General features: G+C 55.6%; 14 protein-coding genes, 5 tRNA genes and 1 other RNA gene. 5 read left to right on the top strand and 15 right to left on the bottom strand.

From position 1 onward, the window contains the following. Positions 1-35: 35 nt before the first annotated feature. The 4 genes from NB069_RS00935 to NB069_RS00920 form a co-directional block, all read right to left on the bottom strand. A tRNA-Thr gene (locus NB069_RS00935) sits at positions 36-111 on the bottom strand. A gap of 6 nt (positions 112-117) precedes the next feature. Continuing rightward, positions 118-192 (bottom strand) — tRNA-Gly (locus NB069_RS00930). Between the two features lie 117 nt (positions 193-309). Further along, positions 310-394, bottom strand: a tRNA-Tyr gene (locus NB069_RS00925). 8 nt (positions 395-402) lie between these two features. Next, a tRNA-Thr gene (locus NB069_RS00920) sits at positions 403-478 on the bottom strand. A 337-nt stretch (positions 479-815) separates the two neighbouring features. On the opposite strand from NB069_RS00920, the gene coaA reads away from it, so the two are divergent. Further along, the gene (coaA, locus tag NB069_RS00915; RefSeq protein WP_039031124.1) at positions 816-1,766 is read left to right on the top strand and encodes a type I pantothenate kinase; all 951 of its coding nucleotides are present in this window, start codon (positions 816-818) and stop codon (positions 1,764-1,766) included. A 49-nt stretch (positions 1,767-1,815) separates the two neighbouring features. On the opposite strand, the gene dppF is transcribed toward coaA, so the two are convergent. The 10 genes from dppF to NB069_RS00865 all read right to left on the bottom strand — a co-directional run bounded on the left by dppF (position 1,816) and on the right by NB069_RS00865 (position 12,578). After that, positions 1,816-2,829, bottom strand: coding sequence for a dipeptide ABC transporter ATP-binding subunit DppF (gene dppF / locus NB069_RS00910; RefSeq protein WP_250587020.1), 1,014 nt, complete (start codon positions 2,827-2,829; stop codon positions 1,816-1,818). Continuing rightward, on the bottom strand, positions 2,826-3,809 hold the full coding sequence (gene dppD / locus NB069_RS00905) for a dipeptide ABC transporter ATP-binding protein (RefSeq protein WP_250587018.1): 984 nt from the start codon (positions 3,807-3,809) through the stop codon (positions 2,826-2,828). The genes dppF and dppD overlap by 4 nt, the downstream gene beginning before the upstream one ends. A gap of 10 nt (positions 3,810-3,819) precedes the next feature. Next, the gene (dppC, locus tag NB069_RS00900) at positions 3,820-4,716 is read right to left on the bottom strand and encodes a dipeptide ABC transporter permease DppC (RefSeq protein WP_250587016.1); all 897 of its coding nucleotides are present in this window, start codon (positions 4,714-4,716) and stop codon (positions 3,820-3,822) included. Between the two features lie 9 nt (positions 4,717-4,725). Then, positions 4,726-5,745, bottom strand: a complete 1,020-nt coding sequence (dppB, locus tag NB069_RS00895) for a dipeptide ABC transporter permease DppB (protein WP_250587014.1) — start codon at positions 5,743-5,745, stop codon at positions 4,726-4,728. 177 nt (positions 5,746-5,922) lie between these two features. Beyond that, on the bottom strand, positions 5,923-7,530 hold the full coding sequence (dppA, locus tag NB069_RS00890; protein ID WP_250587012.1) for a dipeptide ABC transporter periplasmic-binding protein DppA: 1,608 nt from the start codon (positions 7,528-7,530) through the stop codon (positions 5,923-5,925). Positions 7,531-8,174: 644 nt separating this feature from the next. Beyond that, positions 8,175-8,307, bottom strand: a non-coding RNA gene (locus NB069_RS00885) — RtT sRNA. A gap of 33 nt (positions 8,308-8,340) precedes the next feature. Next, positions 8,341-8,417: transfer RNA gene (locus tag NB069_RS00880), tRNA-Pro, on the bottom strand. Between the two features lie 91 nt (positions 8,418-8,508). After that, entirely contained in the window at positions 8,509-10,200 is a 1,692-nt protein-coding gene (gene eptB / locus NB069_RS00875) for a kdo(2)-lipid A phosphoethanolamine 7''-transferase (RefSeq protein WP_250587010.1), read from the bottom strand. 265 nt (positions 10,201-10,465) lie between these two features. Beyond that, complete coding sequence (locus NB069_RS00870) at positions 10,466-11,668, bottom strand: L-lactate MFS transporter (RefSeq protein WP_250587008.1); 1,203 nt, start codon at positions 11,666-11,668, stop codon at positions 10,466-10,468. A gap of 205 nt (positions 11,669-11,873) precedes the next feature. Next, on the bottom strand, positions 11,874-12,578 hold the full coding sequence (locus NB069_RS00865; RefSeq protein WP_250587006.1) for an autotransporter domain-containing protein: 705 nt from the start codon (positions 12,576-12,578) through the stop codon (positions 11,874-11,876). 178 nt (positions 12,579-12,756) lie between these two features. On the opposite strand from NB069_RS00865, the gene tag reads away from it, so the two are divergent. Both tag and NB069_RS00855 read left to right on the top strand, forming a co-directional pair. Then, positions 12,757-13,338, top strand: coding sequence for a DNA-3-methyladenine glycosylase I (gene tag, locus NB069_RS00860; protein WP_250587004.1), 582 nt, complete (start codon positions 12,757-12,759; stop codon positions 13,336-13,338). After that, positions 13,316-13,762, top strand: coding sequence for an N-acetyltransferase (locus NB069_RS00855; protein ID WP_250587002.1), 447 nt, complete (start codon positions 13,316-13,318; stop codon positions 13,760-13,762). Before tag ends, NB069_RS00855 begins: the two co-directional genes overlap by 23 nt. On the opposite strand, the gene NB069_RS00850 is transcribed toward NB069_RS00855, so the two are convergent. Beyond that, the gene (locus NB069_RS00850; RefSeq protein ID WP_250589564.1) at positions 13,725-16,004 is read right to left on the bottom strand and encodes a molybdopterin guanine dinucleotide-containing S/N-oxide reductase; all 2,280 of its coding nucleotides are present in this window, start codon (positions 16,002-16,004) and stop codon (positions 13,725-13,727) included. The genes NB069_RS00855 and NB069_RS00850 overlap by 38 nt on opposite strands. Before the next feature lie 216 nt (positions 16,005-16,220). On the opposite strand from NB069_RS00850, the gene NB069_RS00845 reads away from it, so the two are divergent. Together NB069_RS00845 and NB069_RS00840 are read left to right on the top strand one after the other, a co-directional pair. Further along, positions 16,221-16,883, top strand: coding sequence for an OmpA family lipoprotein (locus NB069_RS00845; RefSeq protein ID WP_250587000.1), 663 nt, complete (start codon positions 16,221-16,223; stop codon positions 16,881-16,883). Positions 16,884-17,052: 169 nt separating this feature from the next. After that, positions 17,053-18,069 (top strand): LacI family DNA-binding transcriptional regulator, encoded by a 1,017-nt coding sequence (locus tag NB069_RS00840; protein ID WP_250586998.1) that lies wholly within the window; start codon positions 17,053-17,055, stop codon positions 18,067-18,069. Positions 18,070-18,112: the final 43 nt, after the last annotated feature.

Here is an 18,112-nt window from a genome sequence, read left to right as displayed (position 1 = left end):
ATTGAAACAGAGAGAAACGGGAGGGAGAAGTGAAGTGGTGCTGATACCCAGAGTCGAACTGGGGACCTCACCCTTACCAAGGGTGCGCTCTACCAACTGAGCCATATCAGCACGTATTGGAGCGGGCAGCGGGAATCGAACCCGCATCATCAGCTTGGAAGGCTGAGGTAATAGCCATTATACGATGCCCGCATCCTGAAACTCGGCTACCCAGTTCTTTCTGTAACAAAAAAAGAGATTTCTCTCTTTTTAAGTTCGAGCTGGTTAATTTTTTCAACCAACTCCGGCGGCGTTAACGCTGCCAGAAAGTGGTGGTGGGGGAAGGATTCGAACCTTCGAAGTCTGTGACGGCAGATTTACAGTCTGCTCCCTTTGGCCGCTCGGGAACCCCACCGGACTTGATGGTGCCGACTACCGGAATCGAACTGGTGACCTACTGATTACAAGTCAGTTGCTCTACCTACTGAGCTAAGTCGGCATCAAGTAGCGCGCATTCTATGGAGACATGGGCAGTCATGCAACTAAAAATTTGCATAAATTGTTCTTTCGCTCACATTTTGTGCGAGAAGAGAGAATAACGCTGTATTTTCAAGCAAACGCGCACAAATATTCACCATATACGGCTTTGGAATGGGCGCAAACCCGGTCTGTGACCCTTCCCGCTTAACGTAACATGGAGCCATATTTTTTCTTATTATTCGGCTCATCTGGTGTTACCCTCCTGCCCATTGTCCAAAATTAACTATTATGTGATGTGCCATACCCCGCATGGCTAGCCTCTGTTGTGGGATGAGACGCTTCACTCAAGCATGCTTATGAGCAAAAAAGAGCAAACGTTAATGACGCCTTATCTCCAGTTTAGCCGCAGCCAGTGGGCTGCTCTGCGTGATTCTGTCCCGATGACCTTAACGGAAGGCGAAATCGCGCGGTTAAAAGGGATAAACGAAGACCTGTCGCTTGAAGAAGTTGCCGAAATTTATTTGCCTCTGTCACGTTTGCTGAATTTTTATATCAGTTCCAACCTTCGTCGACAGGCCGTCCTGGAGCAGTTCCTCGGGACTAATGGGCAACGCATTCCTTATATCATCAGTATTGCCGGCAGCGTGGCCGTGGGTAAAAGCACTACCGCGCGCGTCCTGCAGGCGCTGCTGAGCCGCTGGCCAGAGCATCGCAGCGTTGAGCTGATCACCACCGACGGCTTCCTGCATCCCAATGAGGTGCTGAAAGAACGCGGTCTGATGAAGAAGAAGGGCTTCCCCCTCTCTTATGATATGCACCGTCTGGTGAAATTCGTTTCGGATCTGAAATCCGGCGCGCCGAACGTTACGGCACCGGTGTATTCGCACCTGATCTACGACCGCATTCCGGACGGGGACAAAACGGTAGTGCAGCCGGACATTCTGATTCTGGAAGGGTTAAATGTTCTGCAAAGCGGCATGGACTATCCTCATGACCCGCATCATGTCTTTGTCTCTGACTTTGTCGATTTCTCCATTTATGTCGATGCCCCGGAAGATTTGCTGCAAAACTGGTACATCAACCGCTTCCTGAAGTTCCGCGAAGGGGCGTTCACCGATCCTGACTCTTACTTCCACAACTACGCCCAGCTTTCGAAAGAAGAGGCTGTGAATGTGGCGACCGCGCTGTGGAATGAGATTAATTACGTGAACCTGAAAGAGAACATACTGCCGACGCGTGAGCGCGCCAGCCTGATCCTCACCAAAAGTGAAAAGCACGCTGTCGACCAGATCCGTTTACGAAAATAGTGCTGCGCAACCAATAAAAAACCGGCGAATTCGCCGGTTTTTTTATGACTTACACCTGAGGCTTCTCGCCGTTTTCATCCTGATCGACCGCAAAGCAGGCCACCAGTTGTCCGCCGTAGTCTTTTAACTGCGGTTGCAGCTGGGTACAGGGCCCAAAACGACGACGGCAGCGGGCATTGAAGGCACAACCCGGCGGCGGATTAAGCGGGCTTGGCAGCTCGCCGGTCAGCTTAATACGCTCCCGACGTTCATCCGGGTTCAGACGCGGCGTCGCAGAGAGCAACGCCTGCGTATACGGATGGCGCGGGTTATTAAAGATCTGATCTTTAGTTCCCTTCTCCACGCAGCGGCCCAGGTACATGACCATCACTTCATCCGCAATGTGTTCTACCACTGACAGGTCGTGGGAGATGAAGACGTAAGACAGACCTAAATCCTGCTGCAGGTCCATCATCAGGTTCAGCACCTGCGCACGAACGGAAACGTCCAGCGCGGAGACAGGTTCATCGGCGATCACCACGTCCGGATCGAGCATCAGACCACGGGCGATAGCGATACGCTGACGCTGGCCGCCGGAGAACATATGCGGATAGCGATCGTAATGCTCGGTTTTGAGCCCCACTTTCGCCATCATCGCCAGCGCTTTTTCACGACGCTGCTCTTTGCTGAGATTACTGTTAATCAGCAGCGGCTCTTCCAGAATCTGCCCCACTTTCTTGCGCGGGTTCAATGAACCGTACGGGTTCTGGAACACAATCTGGATTTTCTGGCGACGCAGCTTCTGCGCCTGCGGATCGTGCTTGAGCAGGTCCTGTCCCTGATAATAGAGTTCACCGCCGGTAGGCGTTTCAATCATCGTCAGCAGACGGCCCAGGGTCGATTTCCCACAGCCGGACTCCCCCACCACCGCCAGCGTTTTGCCGCGCTCGAGGGTAAAGGAGACGCCATCCAGCGCTTTCACCAGGCGCTCAGGGGCAAACATCCCCTTCTTCACCGGATAGTGTTTTTTCAGATCGATAGCCTGCAACAGCGGCTGTTGCATGGTGGCCTCTTGCGTACTCATAGTGTGGGCCTCCCGGCATCATCGAGTGGGTAGTGACATTTAGACTGACGACCGTCACTGAGCGTATAGAGATCCGGCTCATCAGCGCGGCATTTGTCCGTGGCATACGGGCAACGCGGGTTCAGCAGGCAGCCGGTCGGGCGGTCGTATTTCCCCGGTACCACGCCCGGCAGTGACGCCAGACGCGCCTTATCCTGGGCAAACTCCGGCAACGCCCGCAGCAGCGCCTGGGTATAAGGGTGACGCGGCGCGCGGAAGATATCGTGCGAGCTGCCGGTCTCCACGACCTGTCCGGCATACATCACGATGATTTTATGCGCCGCTTCGGCCACTAACGCCAGGTCATGGGTGATCAGGATCAGCGCCATGTTCTCTTTCTGCTGTAACTCCAGCAGTAGCTCGATGATCTGTGCCTGAATGGTCACGTCCAGCGCGGTTGTCGGTTCATCCGCAATCAGCAGTTTTGGACGACAGGCGATTGCCATGGCGATCATTACACGCTGGCTCATCCCGCCGGAGAGCTGATGCGGATAGACATCCAGACGCGAGGCTGGATCAGGAATACCCACCTGGGTCAGCAGGTCGATGGCACGCTGGCGACGGGTTTTCTTATTACCACCCTGATGCACCTTGATGGCTTCCATAATCTGGAAACCCACGGTGTAGCACGGGTTAAGGCTGGTCATCGGGTCCTGGAAGATCATCGCCACTTCGGCGCCGACCAGATTGCGGCGCTCTTTTTCAGAAATGCGCTTCAGATCCTGACCATTGAACGCCAGGTTTTCCGCCATCACGCGGCCGGGAAAATCAATCAGTCCCATGATCGCCAGTGAGCTCACCGACTTACCGGAGCCGGACTCCCCGACAATGCCGACCACTTCACCCTGATTTACGCTGTAGCTAACACGGTCTACGGCGCGAAACTCGGAGCCTACGTCACCGAAGTGCACCGATAATTTATCTACATTTAATAACGCCATCTCGTGCCTCTTACTGCTTCAGTTTGGGATCAAGTGCATCACGCAGACCATCACCCATCAGGTTAAATGCCAGCACCGTCAGCAGGATCGCCAGACCCGGGAAGGTCACGACCCACCAGGCGCTTTGCGCGAACTGCAACACGTCGGAGAGCATGGTGCCCCACTCCGGTGTTGGCGGCTGCGCACCCATGCCAAGGAAGCCAAGAGCGGCCATATCGAGAATGGCGTTAGAGAAACCGAGCGATGCCTGAACAATCAGCGGCGCAAGGCAGTTAGGAAGAATATTGACGAACATCTGGCGCATCGCACCGGCACCGGCCACGCGAGACGCGGTAACGTAGTCACGGTTCACTTCCACCAGCACCGCCGCACGGGTTAATCGCACGTAGTGAGGAAGGGCAACGAACGTCAGGGCGAGCGCGGCATTGCCGATTGACGGGCCGAAGATGGCCACCAGAACCAGCGCCAGCAGCAGGCTTGGCAGGGCCAGCATGATGTCGACGACACGCATAATGGTGTTATCAATCAGGCCGCCAAAGTAACCGGCGATCAGGCCCAGCACTACGCCGAGGATCAGCGAGAGCACCACCACCAGACAGCCAACCAGCAGCGACAGACGCGCACCGTACATCAGACGGGAGAGCACATCGCGGCCCACGTCATCGGTACCCAGCAGGTGGGCAAATGTTCCACCTTCCTGCCAGGCTGGCGGTGCCAGCAGCACGTCGCGGAACTGCTCCGCTGGGTTATGCGGTGCGAGTACGTTCGCAAAAACGGCGATGATGATCATGATGGAAACATAGACCAGCCCCACCACTGCGCCTTTGTTGCGCTTGAAGTAGTGCCAGAACTCCTGCAGCGGCGTCATTGGCACCGGTGCAGCTTTATTTGCAGTAACTTGTGACATGATGGCCCCTTACTTCTTATGACGAATACGCGGGTTCACCACGCCGTACAGCAAATCGACCAGCAGGTTGACGAGGATAATCATCGTCGCCACCAGCAGAACACCGCCCTGCACAACCGGATAGTCACGGCGCTGCAGCGCGTCAATCAGCCAGCGACCCAGCCCTGGCCAGGAGAAGATGGTTTCGGTCAGGATCGCCCCTGCCAGCAGCGTGCCCACCTGCAGACCGATAACCGTGACCACCGGCAGCATGGCGTTACGCAGCGCATGAACGATAATCACGCGCATGCGGGTCAGGCCTTTGGCGCGGGCAGTACGGATATAATCTTCGCCAAGCACTTCCAGCATCGACGAACGGGTCATACGCACGATAACCGCCAGCGGGATTGTCCCGAGCACCATCGCAGGCAGGATCATATGCGCCAGCGCATCAATAAAGTTGCCCTCTTCGCCCCAGATGGCCGTGTCGATCAGCATAAAACCGGTCAGCGGGTTGGTATCATCCAGGAAGACCATGTCGCTAACGCGTCCGGAGACCGGCGTCAGGTTCCACTGCACCGAAACCAGCATGATCAGCATCATGCCCCACCAGAAGATAGGCATGGAGTAACCGGTCAGCGCCAGGCCAACGGCGGTATGATCAAAGATGGAGCCACGTTTTACCGCAGCCAGCACGCCCACCGGGATACCCACGGCGACGGCAAAAATCATGGCGCAGACACCGAGTTCCAGCGTCGCTTTAAAGCGTGGTACGAACTCGTCCCATACCGGAAGACGGCTTTTCAGCGAGATACCTAAATCACCATGCATCACACCCCAGATATAGTGGAGATACTGCTGCCACATCGGCTTATCAAGCCCCAGTTCGGCCAACAGTTGTGCATGACGTTCAGGAGAAATGCCACGCTCGCCCGCCATAATCATGACCGGGTCACCGGGGATCATATGGACGAAAGCGAAGGTGAGAAGGGTGATACCGATAAACGTAGGGATAACAAGTCCCAGACGTCGGAGGATGAACTGCAACATAACCCGGATTCTCTCTAATGACGCTCGCCGGAAGGCGTGACGTCTGTATTGCTCACAAATCTTATTCCCTCCCCTTTTAGAGAGGGAATAAAGCACTGCTGCCGGGTGGCGCTACGCTTACCCGGCCTACATGCCGTAGGCCAGTGCAAACGCAGCGCCGCCTGGCGTTGCTTTTAATTATTCAACAGAGACGTTTTCGAAGTGGTGTTTACCCAGTGGATCAACCACGTAGCCTTTAACTTCTTTACGCACTGGCTCATACACGGTGGAGTGAGCCACGATCAGCGCCGGAGCCTGGTCATGCATCACAACCTGAGCCTGTTTGTACAGTTCGATACGCTTGTTATGATCTTCTGCAGCACGTGCCGGCTGAATCAGGTCTTCAAACGGCTTGTAGCACCAGCGAGAGTAGTTAGAACCGTCTTTCGCTGCGGCGCAGCTGAACAGGGTCGCGAAGAAGTTATCCGGATCCCCGTTGTCACCGGTCCAGCCCATCATCACAGCCTGGTGCTCACCGGCTTTAGCACGCTTCAGGTACTCGCCCCACTCGTAGGTCACGATTTTGGCCTGAACGCCGATCTTAGCCCAGTCAGCCTGAACCATCTCGGCCATACGGCGAGCGTTCGGGTTGTATGGACGCTGGACTGGCATTGCCCACAGTTCAACGGTGAAGCCTTTATCCTGGCCTGCTTCTTTCAGCAGCGCTTTCGCTTTCTCAGGATCGTAGGTGTAGTCCTTAACGTCGTCGTTGTAGCCCCACATGGTTGGTGGGATCAGGTTCTTGGCAGCAACGCCCGCACCCTGGTAAACGGCTTTAATGATCGCGTCTTTGTTTACCGCGTAGGTCAGCGCCTGACGCACTTTCACGTCATCAAAAGGTTTCTTCTCGGTGTTGAAGGAGAGATAGCCAACGTTCAGACCCGCCTGCTCCAGCAGGTTGATGTTTTTGTCCTGCTTCATGCGCGCAATGTCAGCCGGGTTCGGGTATGGCATCACCTGGCACTCGTTCTTCTGCAGTTTGGCGTAACGCACGGAGGCGTCAGGCGTGATAGAGAAGACCAGACGGTCGATCTGCGGCTTGGTGCCCCAGTAACCTTCGAACGCTTTATACAGAATACGGGAGTCTTTCTGGTACTGCAGCAGCTGGAATGGACCGGTACCGATTGGGTTCAGGTCAACTTTTTCCGGGGTGCCGGCTTTCAGCATGTTGTCCGCGTACTCTTTAGAGAGAATAGAGGCGAAGTCCATAGCCAGGTCAGCCAGGAATGGCGCTTCCGGACGGGTCAGCACGAACTGAACGGTCTTATCGTCAACTTTTTTCACTTCGCTGATCAGATCCGGCAGACCCATACCTTCGAAGTACTCATAGCTGCCGCCGGAGACTTTGTGGTACGGGTTCTGGGCATTTTTCTGACGGTCGAAGGAGAACACCACGTCGTCTGCGTTCAGATCGCGCGTCGGTTTGAACTCTTTGCTGTCCTGCCACTTCACGCCCTGGCGCAGGTGGAAGGTATAGGTTTTACCGTCTTCGCTGACTTCCCACTTCTCTGCCAGACCCGGAATAACTTCCGTGGTACCGGTTTTGAATTCAACCAGACGGTTATAGATAGGTACAGAGCTGGCGTCGTACGTCGTACCCGAGGTAAAGAGCTGTGGGTTAAAGCCTTCCGGCGAGCCTTCAGAACAGTAGACCAACGTTTTTGCCTGTACGCTTGCTGCGACAGTCATGGCTACCAGGCTCAGACCAAGCTTCAGCATCCCTGACTTCTTCAAGGAAATACTCATTGTTATTCTGCTCCAATGTGATGTTTTTGTTGTGTTACTCCGCCTGACCTTTAATTTATTTTTTACCCGGTCCGGTCGGTGCTGCCCAAAGGCGTTATAAGGGATGGAGATTCCTTTCAGAAGAGCGACTGAGTTGCAGCGCAGATCCTCCCTGAATTGCCCCTCGTGCCCTACAATCTGTCAACAGAATGTGAAAACGTCAATACAGGTGACGGGGATTTACGCTAAGTGTGAGAATTGGCAAACAAAGATTAAAAAAACTACCGGGGCATATTTTCAGCAGGGAAATTTATGCTACCCGCCATGATGCAGCACAACTCTCTGCACATTCTCCTACAACCAGTGATTAACATTTATTCAACCAGGGTAAATTTTCTTACGGAATGGCGATTATCTGCGCACTAAATGCCGTGAACGTTAAAACGCACAGGGGAAAATGCTGAGGTTATGTATAAGCAACGCGAAAAAAGATCATTCCATATATAAAAAAATACAATGGAATATGTCACATAAACGTTAACAGGCAGAGTGAAACTGAGGTAAGGCGTATTTTTGCCAATTAAGGCAGATAAGTCTTTTGGGGAGTTAATTTCTACAGGCGATAAATGCAAAAAACCCCGCTCAAAGAGCGGGGTTTTCGAATGTGGTCGGCGAGAGAGGATAACTCGTCACTCCGTGACTCGCCCTGCGGGCCGTTGCTGAAGCAACGTTCTCTCGCTTCGCTCGAGTCGAACCTCCTGCCCCGGAGGTTCTCATCCTTATTAATTTCAGATGCAAAAAACCCCGCTCAAAGAGCGGGGTTTTCGAATGTGGTCGGCGAGAGAGGATTCGAACCTCCGACCCACTGGTCCCAAACCAGTTGCGCTACCAAGCTGCGCTACTCGCCGAATGCGGAGCGCATCTTACTGCTACGCTGCGACCCCGTCAATCCCTTATTCTGAAAAAGCCATTCGATCGGCTATAAAGTCGCCAGACCAGTTACTTCGCGGCTTTCACCGCGGTGTCCGGCACTTTACACCAGTTGTTATTCTCGTTAATCCCGCCGTCCGGCGAGGTATAACCGAGGCAACCGAGAATGGTGTCGTACAGCTCCACATGACGGTGCGCCACTTTCATATCCGCCTGCTCTTTGAGGTGGGCGAACATTTTGGCTTTCTCCGGGTTCGCCAGATACTTGTCAGACATCCACACCATCATCGGGACGCGGAACTGCTCCGGCGGTGCCATCTTGCGCGGCGTGCCGTGCAGATGCTCTTTCTCGTTAATCGACTCACCGTGATCGGCGGCGTAGAAGACAATAGCTTTCTTATCACGCACCTGGTCAATCACGCTGTCGATAAAGTGATCCACATAGGTCACCGAGTTATCGTAGGAGTTGATCAGCTGCTGTTTGCTACAGTCTTTGTCCACGCCCTTACACTCCGGCGTCCATTTTGCAAAGCTGCGCGGATAACGCTGGGTGTAGTTAAAGTGCGACCCTTTGGTATGCAGAATAATCATATGCTTACCATTCTGGTTGCCCTGCAGCGAGCGTTTCATCTCGTCGATCAGCAGCATATCGTCCACGCTCTTACCGCGGTTACGCGGCTCAGCGCCAATCTGCTCACGATAGGCAATGTTGTTGGCCATGGTGTTGCTGTAGAACCACATCTCGCTTTGCATCGCGTAGAGGTCGGAGCTAAAGCCCAGCTGGCGCAGCACCGCGAAGACGTTCTGCTCTTTCAGCGTACGCTGCGGGTTATCGCTTGCCCCACCCTCACGCACGAACATGCAGCGCAACGAGAGCTTGGTCGCGGTATCGCACGAGTAACCGCGGAAGGCGACGAGGTTTTTCTCCTGCGCCAGCTTCGGCGTCGTATCCCGCTCATAGCCCAGAAGCCCCATATGATCCCAGCGCGTGGTTTCACCGATAATGAAGATCATATAGGTATCATCAATATCCGCAGGGGCCTGATAGGTAAATTTCTTCGCCGGGTTCATCAGCGATTTATTGTCAGAAGACTCATCCACCTGCGCCCAGGCATATAACCCCAGCGCGGAGATCCAGTTAGACGGCAGATAGGAGTTCGCCACCACGCCGCCATAGCTCGGCATATCCACGCCGGAGGTACGCTCAACGTTTTTCTGCTGTAAATCCAGCAGGCGGATAGGGCCCCACACCATCAATCCCGCCAGGACAACCACCGCAGCGCTTCTGATGCGCTGCCCTGGGGTACGCAGCTGGCGCAACAGCGTATAGCGGCAGCGGTTGTTCCAGATAAGCAGCAGCGGCAGGATGCTGACGCAAACCAGCCAGAGGACAAAGTGAATACCGACCACCTCTTTCGAGAGATCAATATCTGTGGTCATGACCGAGGCAATAATGCCGTAGCCGATCACCACGTTCATAAAGGTCATGTAATAGCTGGCACCCGCCGAGCACAACACCACCAGCGTGGCGAGTACGCGCCATATCCGGCGGCCAAACAGCGACAGCAAACGCAGTAAAAAGAAGGTGACCAGCACAGTGGCAACCAGTTCAACGACCGCAGCGATTCCTTTCCAGGCGGTAAAGTCTTGCGCATAACCGTCAAACCGACGGAAAAAAACCGCGCCATTCATAAACAGACCGATGTACAACGCGAGCAAAAAGCTGAGCTTTTGTTGCGTCATCGCTTTGATATATTTCATTAATGCAACCTGGAAAAAGATAAAGTAGAGCCGTCTCACTCTTGGTTAAAAAGTGAACAACATATTTCATTGCCTGGGAGTACGTTATAGGAAACGTCTGTAAGCGCGGTAAGTAGACCACAAGGAAAAGAAAAAGTGGCAGCAGAGAATGTGATCCCTGCAAATATTTACAAAAAAACAAGTCCGATGACATACCATCGGACTGTTTTTTACGGAGTGCAGAAACAAAAAAGGCCGGAATATCCGGCCCTTAGAGGGAATTTACTCAGGCATGCGCTTCTTTAAATATTTCGCGCTGTGGCTGGCGAATCGTAGTGGAAAGCGCCAGAGAAAGGATAAGCAGGGCGAATATTACGCAGAAGGTTACATAGAAACCGCCGAATAACGACGCAATAAGCGAACCGCAAATACTGCCGATACCAAAACCTAAATAAATAACGCCGTAGTTTTTCGCCAGGTTATTAAGCCCGAAGAATTCACTTACCAGCGACGGGAAGACGGTGATGGTGCCGCCGAAGTTAAATGCAACGCAGGCAATAGCCGCAAAGAAGGTCACTTCATTGAGCGGGGCGAAAAGCAGGGCCGCCATACCCACCAGCGAAACCACCTGGCCAATAGTAATGACGCGGATACGGGCGATTTTATCAGACAGGATCCCCAGCACCAGGCGACCAGAGAGGTTGGCGATAGAGATAACGGTCACCGCGTTGGCCGCCGTTGCCGCGTCCAGTTTTACCATCCCCTGAGCGATATCTTTCGCCACGCCAATCACGTACAGGCCACTCATGCAGGCGGTCAGGAACATCACGGCCAGCATCCAGTACTGCGGCTTACGCATTGACTGGACCAGCGTAAAGTCGTTCTCTACCACACCGTTGACGGATTTCACTTCCTGCTGCGGGGCATCTTTCATCAGGGTGGCACCGAACAGGATCATCACCAGCACGATAGCGCCCCAGATCATGAAGGTCTTTTCAAGGCCGACGGTGGCAAGCAAATTGCTGTCGATAAATTTGAAGCCCAGGCTGCCAAGACCGTAAGAACCAATGGCAAAGGCGGAGATCAGCCCTTTACGTTCCGGGAACCATTTCACACAGTTCGACAGGGTCAACAGATAGCCCGCGCCATCCGCCAGTCCTACCAGCACCCCGGCGCTCAGCCACAGCATCATCAGATTGCTGGAATGCGCGGTCAGGAAGAAGCCGAGCCCGAGCAACAGCCCGGAAGCCATGGTGACGCGCTTAACGCCGAAGCGTTCCTGTAATTTACCGGCAACGGAGGAGGAGAGCGCCAGGCCCAGGCTCAGCAAGCCAAAGGAGAAAGCCACCTGGCTCACCGGTGCATTGAGTTTATCGGAGAGCGCGCTGTTAAACAGGCTCCAGGTGTAGACTGAACCCAGCGCAAACTGGGTCACGATGGTGCCGATAAGGGTCAGCCAGCGAGTGCGGTTGTAAGATGATGTGTTCATGGCAGTTGTCCTGCAGCAGAAAAAAGGGAAATTCACTGCTGACAACGATAACTAAAACCCTAACTTACCAGGGGTAAAACGGCATGAAATGCAGAGGGCGCGGAATGAAATGCCGAAAATCAGGAATGAATGGCCTGGACTGCTGTCTGAACCGCACCGGAGAAGGCTCACTTCCGGCGCTGCACAGGCCATTTATGCGTTCAGTTCAGAACCTGGCGCTGACGCCGAGGGTATAGAGATAATCTTCGCCGGTGGTCATATTGTCGGCCTGTGACATAGAGGCATAGGCCGCCATATAGGGGTTGATCAGCATATCGGCCCCGACGGTGACATCCATCCAGTTACCGTATTGCGTGGACGGCGCCAGGCGCCCCAGGCCGGACTGCATTTTCCACTGATTATCGCCAAACTGCTGGTTATAGCTGATTTGCGCCCAGGGCCGGAGATCGCCCACGCGCGTATCAACGCGCCAGCCGAGCGTACTGACGCTGGCATGCCATAGGGGATCGATTAGCGACTGGGTGTTCACGCTATCGCCAAACTCGTTGTACATATTGGGCGTAGAGCCGTCATAGTGCCAGGCGGCAACCGGTCCGGTGGTAAAACGGCGGGCCACGGGAATACTCAGGCCCACGCTCATGGAGCTGGTCGCTTCAACAGGCGACGTATCGGGTAGATTCAGCGCTAAACCGGGCATATTCTGCGAAGAGAGGATCCGCTCTTTGAGAATGTCCTCATAACGCGGTTGGTGATCGTCATCCCATGTATAACGCTCAGTGGTATTACTTTTTGTATCCGAAACGATATATTCCTGTTGCCAGGCATTTGCTGTGTTGCCTGTCAGCAGACAGGCTAAGAAACTCACCAGACCGGTTACGGCATGGCGGCCACTTATTTTTTTTATAATCATCAAAGCGACTCCAGAGAAGAGCCGAATTCGGCGATATTTGTGATTGTTTATAGTGAGGCCTGTTGCGACATGAGGGATGTTGCGTATCAGCCTGTATTAACTATTGTCTCTTTAGATGACACGTCAAGCCGGGTCGATTGAAATTTTTGTCATTTCATGAACAAAAGGGAGAGAACCGATGCAACGTTGTGGCTGGGTTAGCCAGGATCCGCTCTACATCGCCTATCACGATAAAGAGTGGGGCGTGCCGGAAACTGATGGAAAGAAATTATTCGAGATGATTTGCCTTGAGGGTCAGCAGGCCGGATTATCCTGGATCACCGTGCTTAAAAAGCGCGAAAACTATCGTCAGGCTTTCCACCAGTTCGATCCGGTTCAGGTGGCAGAGATGACCGTCGAGGATGTCGACAGGTTAGTGCTGGATGCGGGCATTATTCGCCATCGGGGCAAAATCGAAGCCATCATCGGCAACGCCCGCGCTTACCTGGCGATGGAAGAGCGCGGCGAGCGCTTTTCCGATTTTATCTGGTCCTTTGTCGATAACGCGCCGCAGGTGACCCGGGCAGCAACGCTGGCGCAGATCCCCGCCTCGACGCCCACCTCCGATGCCCTCTCGAAGGCGTTAAAAAAGCGCGGCTTTAAGTTTGTCGGCAGCACCATCTGTTACGCCTTTATGCAGGCCTGCGGGCTGGTCAACGATCACGTTACCGCCTGTGACTGGCACCCCGGAGGTCAACATGATCCGCAAATGGCTCAGTGACGACGTCGAGCCGCTGCTGACCCTGTGGCTGGAGAGTACCACTGTCGCCCATCCGTTTATCGATGCGCAGTATTGGGTGGAGAGCGAGGAGGTGGTGCGGGAGGTTTACCTGCCTTCGGCCGAGACGTGGGTATGGGAAGAGGAAGGCGCTATTCGCGGGTTTATCAGCGTGATGGAGTCCAGGTTCATCGGCGCGCTGTTTATCGATCCCGCCTGGGCGGGCAAAGGCATCGGGCATGCGCTGATAAACCATGTTCAGCAGCGCTACCCGTATTTAAGCCTCGAGGTCTACCAGAAGAACAGTCGGGCGGTGAATTTCTATCATGCGCAGGGCTTTCGCATTGAAGACAGCGCCTGGCAGGAAGATACCCAGCACCCGACCTGGCTTATGAGCTGGCAGGCGGATCAAACGCCGTCAGCGTAAGCAGCGGCCCCTGATATTTTTCCAGCCACGCCAGCGCGGTATTCCCCGCGCAACCATTCCCCAGCTTCGAGCTGGGGATATCTTTGGTCAGCACGTTAACCGCCCCGTTCTTACAAATCCCGTCGTTCTCAGGATCCAGATCCGGCCATGCCCCCTGGTGAATGCAGATCACCCCCGGCTTGATGCCTTCGCTGACCACCGCCCCGGCCAGCACCTGGCCGCGATGGTTCCAGACCCGTACCACGTCGCCATCGGCAATACCGCGCGCCCTGGCGTCATCCGGGTGCAGCGTCACCGGCTCGCGTCCGGCCACCGCGTACTGCTCGCGCAGGGATGAGTAGTTAAGCTGGCTGTGCAGACGGTGCGCCGGGTGGGCAGAGAGGATCTGCAGTTGCCCCGGCTCGGCATTACCCTGCCACTCGTCCGGCGCCAGCCACATCGGGTGTGGTGGACAATCGGCGTAGCCGAAGCTGGCGATACGCTCTGAGTACAGCACGATTTTGCCGCTCTCGGTTTTGAGCGGATGACGCTCAGGATCGCGACGGAAATCAGCGAAGCGCACAAACTTCGCATTGTCTTCAGACTCCGGCATTTCGACGATAGCGTTGGCTGCCCAGAACTCAGCAAAGGGCGCTAAGGTCACCCCCTGTGCCGCGCCGCGCTGCCCGGCAATCTCATAGAACGACTCCAGCCATTCCAGATCGGTTTTGCCTTCGGTGAAACGCTCACCGCCGCCCTGCTCCCAGCGTTCACTCAGCTCAGCAAACACGTCAAGATCGTCACGCGCTTCATCGCGCGGGGCCACAACCCGCTTCATGGGCACCATATGCTGGTTGCTGTAGTCGCCGGTCATGGTCATGTCGTTGCGTTCAAACGAGGTGGTGGCCGGCAGTACAATATCGGCATGCTTCGCCGCCGCCGTCCAGAAGCACTCGGAGATCACCACCAGCTCCGGTTTTTGCCAGGCGCGGATCAGGCGGTTAGTGTCCTGATGGTGGGTAAAGTTGGCGCCGCCGGCCCACCAGACAAAGCGAATATCCGGGAAGTGGCGATCCAGACCGTTGTGCTGATAAAAGCCGCCGGGATTTTCCAGGGCTTCAACAATGCGGGCGACCGGGATTTTATCCACCGCGTCGGTACCGCCCTTAACCGAACCCTGCATCGAGGCCAGCACCGCCGCACGACGCGTCGGGTTACCACCGTTGGCAAAGTGATATGAAAGCCCAAAGCCACCGCCCGGGGTCCCAATCTGGCCGAGCATTGCCGCCAGGGTGACCAGCATCCAGTGTTTCTGCTCGCCAAACTGCTGACGCTGCATGCCCCAGCCAGCCATCAGCATCGTCGTGTTATTGTGGAACAACGCCGCGAGTTCGCGAATTTTATCTGCCGGAACGCCGCAAATGTCCGCGGCCCATTCAGCCGTTTTGGCGATACCGTCTGCCGCACCGGTCAGGTAATCAGCAAACTTTTCATACCCGGAGGTGCAGCGCGCCAGGAAAGCGTCATCCTGCCAGCCGTTTTCTACCAGCGTATGGGCGATGCCGAGCATCATTGCCACATCGGTGCCCATATGCGGGGCGATCCACTCGGCGCTGTCGCCAAAGAAATCCATGGTTTCGGAGCGCATCGGATCGATGCAGATCAGGCGCTTGCCGCTTTTACGCAGTGCGTCAAAATACTGCATCCCCTGCTCGTCGCTGGCATTCCACGCAATCTTAAGGGTGTTGAGCGGGTTAGCGCTCCACAGCACCACCACCCCGGCGTGCTTCAGCACCAGCGGCCAGCTGGTCTGCTGCTGATAGACTTCGTTGCCGCCCACCACATACGGCATGATGGCCTGTGCCGCACCGGTTGAGTAGTCCCCCAGATGGCCGGTGTAGCCGCCTGCGAGGCTCATATAGCGCTGGAGCAGGGTGGCAGCTTTGTGCAGCACGCCGTTGGAGCGCCAGCCGTACGAACCGGCGAAAATGGACGATGGGCCATAGCTCTGGCGAATACGTTTATGCTGCGCATCGATAAGCGTCAGCGCCTCATCCCAGCTGACGCGCACAAATTCATCCTGCCCGCGCACCCCTTGTGGGTTATCCGGCGAGGCGAGAAAGCCTTTACGCACCATCGGCCAGCGCACGCGCGTTTTGCTGTGCACCTGGTCGCGCACCGCGGTCTGCAGGGAGTTGGGATGCTTTGTCGGCAACGCGCCACGGGATGACAGTACCCTGTCGCCGTCGGTTTCGACCAGCATGGGCCCCCAGTGGGCTGCAGTCAGAATGGTTTTCGTTGAAGTGGTCACAGCGTGTGCTCCTGGATTGCCGGTTGCAGGTTTTCTCAGCCTTCATTGAGACTGTTTATGATTTGACACAAATTTAAGAGTTATCCCCGGAATTTTCTCCGTAACTGGACGTCATAATCAACCGCCACGCCCGTCGTGGCAAAGAATAAAAAAGCTTAAGGAAAGAAGATGAAAAAAAGCGCACTTATGATTGCCGCCGTAGTGAGCGGCGCCCTGGTTGTTTCAGGCTGCACCACCAACCCTTACACCGGCGAACGCGAAGCAGGTAAATCAGGTATTGGCGCAGGCATCGGCTCCCTGGTGGGCGCAGGTGTTGGCGCACTCTCCTCCTCGAAAAAAGATCGCGGCAAAGGTGCCCTGATTGGTGCCGCAGCAGGCGCAGCGCTGGGTGGCGGCGCGGGTTATTACATGGATGTGCAGGAAGCGAAGCTGCGCGACAAAATGCAGGGTACCGGCGTAAGCGTGACCCGCAGCGGCGATAACATCATTCTGAACATGCCAAACAACGTCACTTTCGACAGCAGCAGCGCAACGCTGAAACCGGCGGGTGCCAACACCCTGACCGGCGTGGCGATGGTGCTGAAAGAGTATGAAAAAACCGCCGTGAACGTGCTGGGCTATACCGACAGCACCGGCAGCCAGGATCTGAACATGCGTCTCTCCCAGCAGCGTGCTGACGCGGTGGCCAGCTCGCTGATCACTCAGGGCGTGGCGGCGAACCGCATTCGCACCAGCGGCATGGGCCCGGCGAATCCGATCGCCAGCAACAGCACGGCGGAAGGCAAAGCGCAGAACCGTCGCGTCGAGATCACCTTAAGCCCGATTCAGTAGATAAAAGCAAAACGGCAACCTGGTTGCCGTTTTTAGTATTTGCGCCCTCTCCCTCTGGGAGAGGGTCGGGGTGAGGGCATCAGGCCGCACAAACCCCAGACCCGGTAAGCGTAGCGCCACCGGGCATTTTCGCGCTAAGGTATGCTCAACCAAGGCAAGGAAACCAGCGATGAGCAAATCAGCACGGCCCACCATCAGCGACGTAGCGAAAGCCGCAAAAACCGGTAAAACCAGTATTTCCCGTTATCTCAACGGCGAAAAACACCTGCTTTCCGACGCGCTGCTGGCCCGCATTGAACAGGCTATCGCCGACCTCGACTATCGCCCCAGCCTGATGGCCCGGGGCCTGAAGCGTGGCCGAACCCGCCTGATTGGGCTGATTATCGCCGATATTACTAATCCCTACTCCGTTAACGTCCTCAGCGGCATCGAAACGGCCTGCCGGGAAAAAGGCTTCACCCCGCTGGTGTGTAACACCAACAACGAGCTCGATCAGGAGCTGCACTACCTCGACCTGCTGCGCAGCTATCAGGTTGAGGGCATCGTGGTCAATGCCGTGGGGATGCGTGAAGAGGGACTGAACCGCCTGCAACAGTCCTCCCTGCCAATGGTGCTGATTGACCGCAAAATCCCGGACTTCGCCTGTGATGTCGTCGGGCTGGATAACACCCAGGCCGCCACCACAGCTACCGAGCACCTGATAGATCAAGGTTTTGAAGCGATCCTGTTCCTGAGCGAACCGCTGGGAATGGTCAATACCCGCCGCGAACGCCTGAGCGCATTCCGCGCCACCCTCGCCCGCTATCCTGGCGTGGTCGCCGAGAATATCGAACTCCCACTTCATGAAGCCGATCGGCTGGATAATGCCCTGCGCGAGTTCCATACCCGCCATCGCGGCATGCGCAAGGCGGTCATCTCCGCGAACGGCGCATTAACGCTGCAGGTCGCCCGCTCGCTCAAGCGCATTGGCCTGCACTGGGGCAGCGATATCGGGCTGCTGGGCTTTGACGAGCTGGAGTGGGCCGAGCTGGCCGGTGTCGGCATTACCACCCTCAAACAGCCCACCTGGCAGATTGGCTTCGCCGCCGTCGAGCAGGTCGTGCGCCGGATCAACGGTGCCGATGATGCCGTCCGCGAGCAGGTCTTCTCCGGCGAGCTGATCGTCCGCGGCTCCACGACCCGTTAACCCCCTTCGTGATGGCGATCATAAATCCAGCATCCTGAACTTT

This window comes from Leclercia adecarboxylata (genome assembly GCF_023639785.1).
GTDB lineage: Bacteria > Pseudomonadota > Gammaproteobacteria > Enterobacterales > Enterobacteriaceae > Enterobacter > Enterobacter adecarboxylatus_D.
Note: the sequence above shows the minus strand (reverse complement) of the source record. Positions and strands in the feature narration are given on the sequence as shown.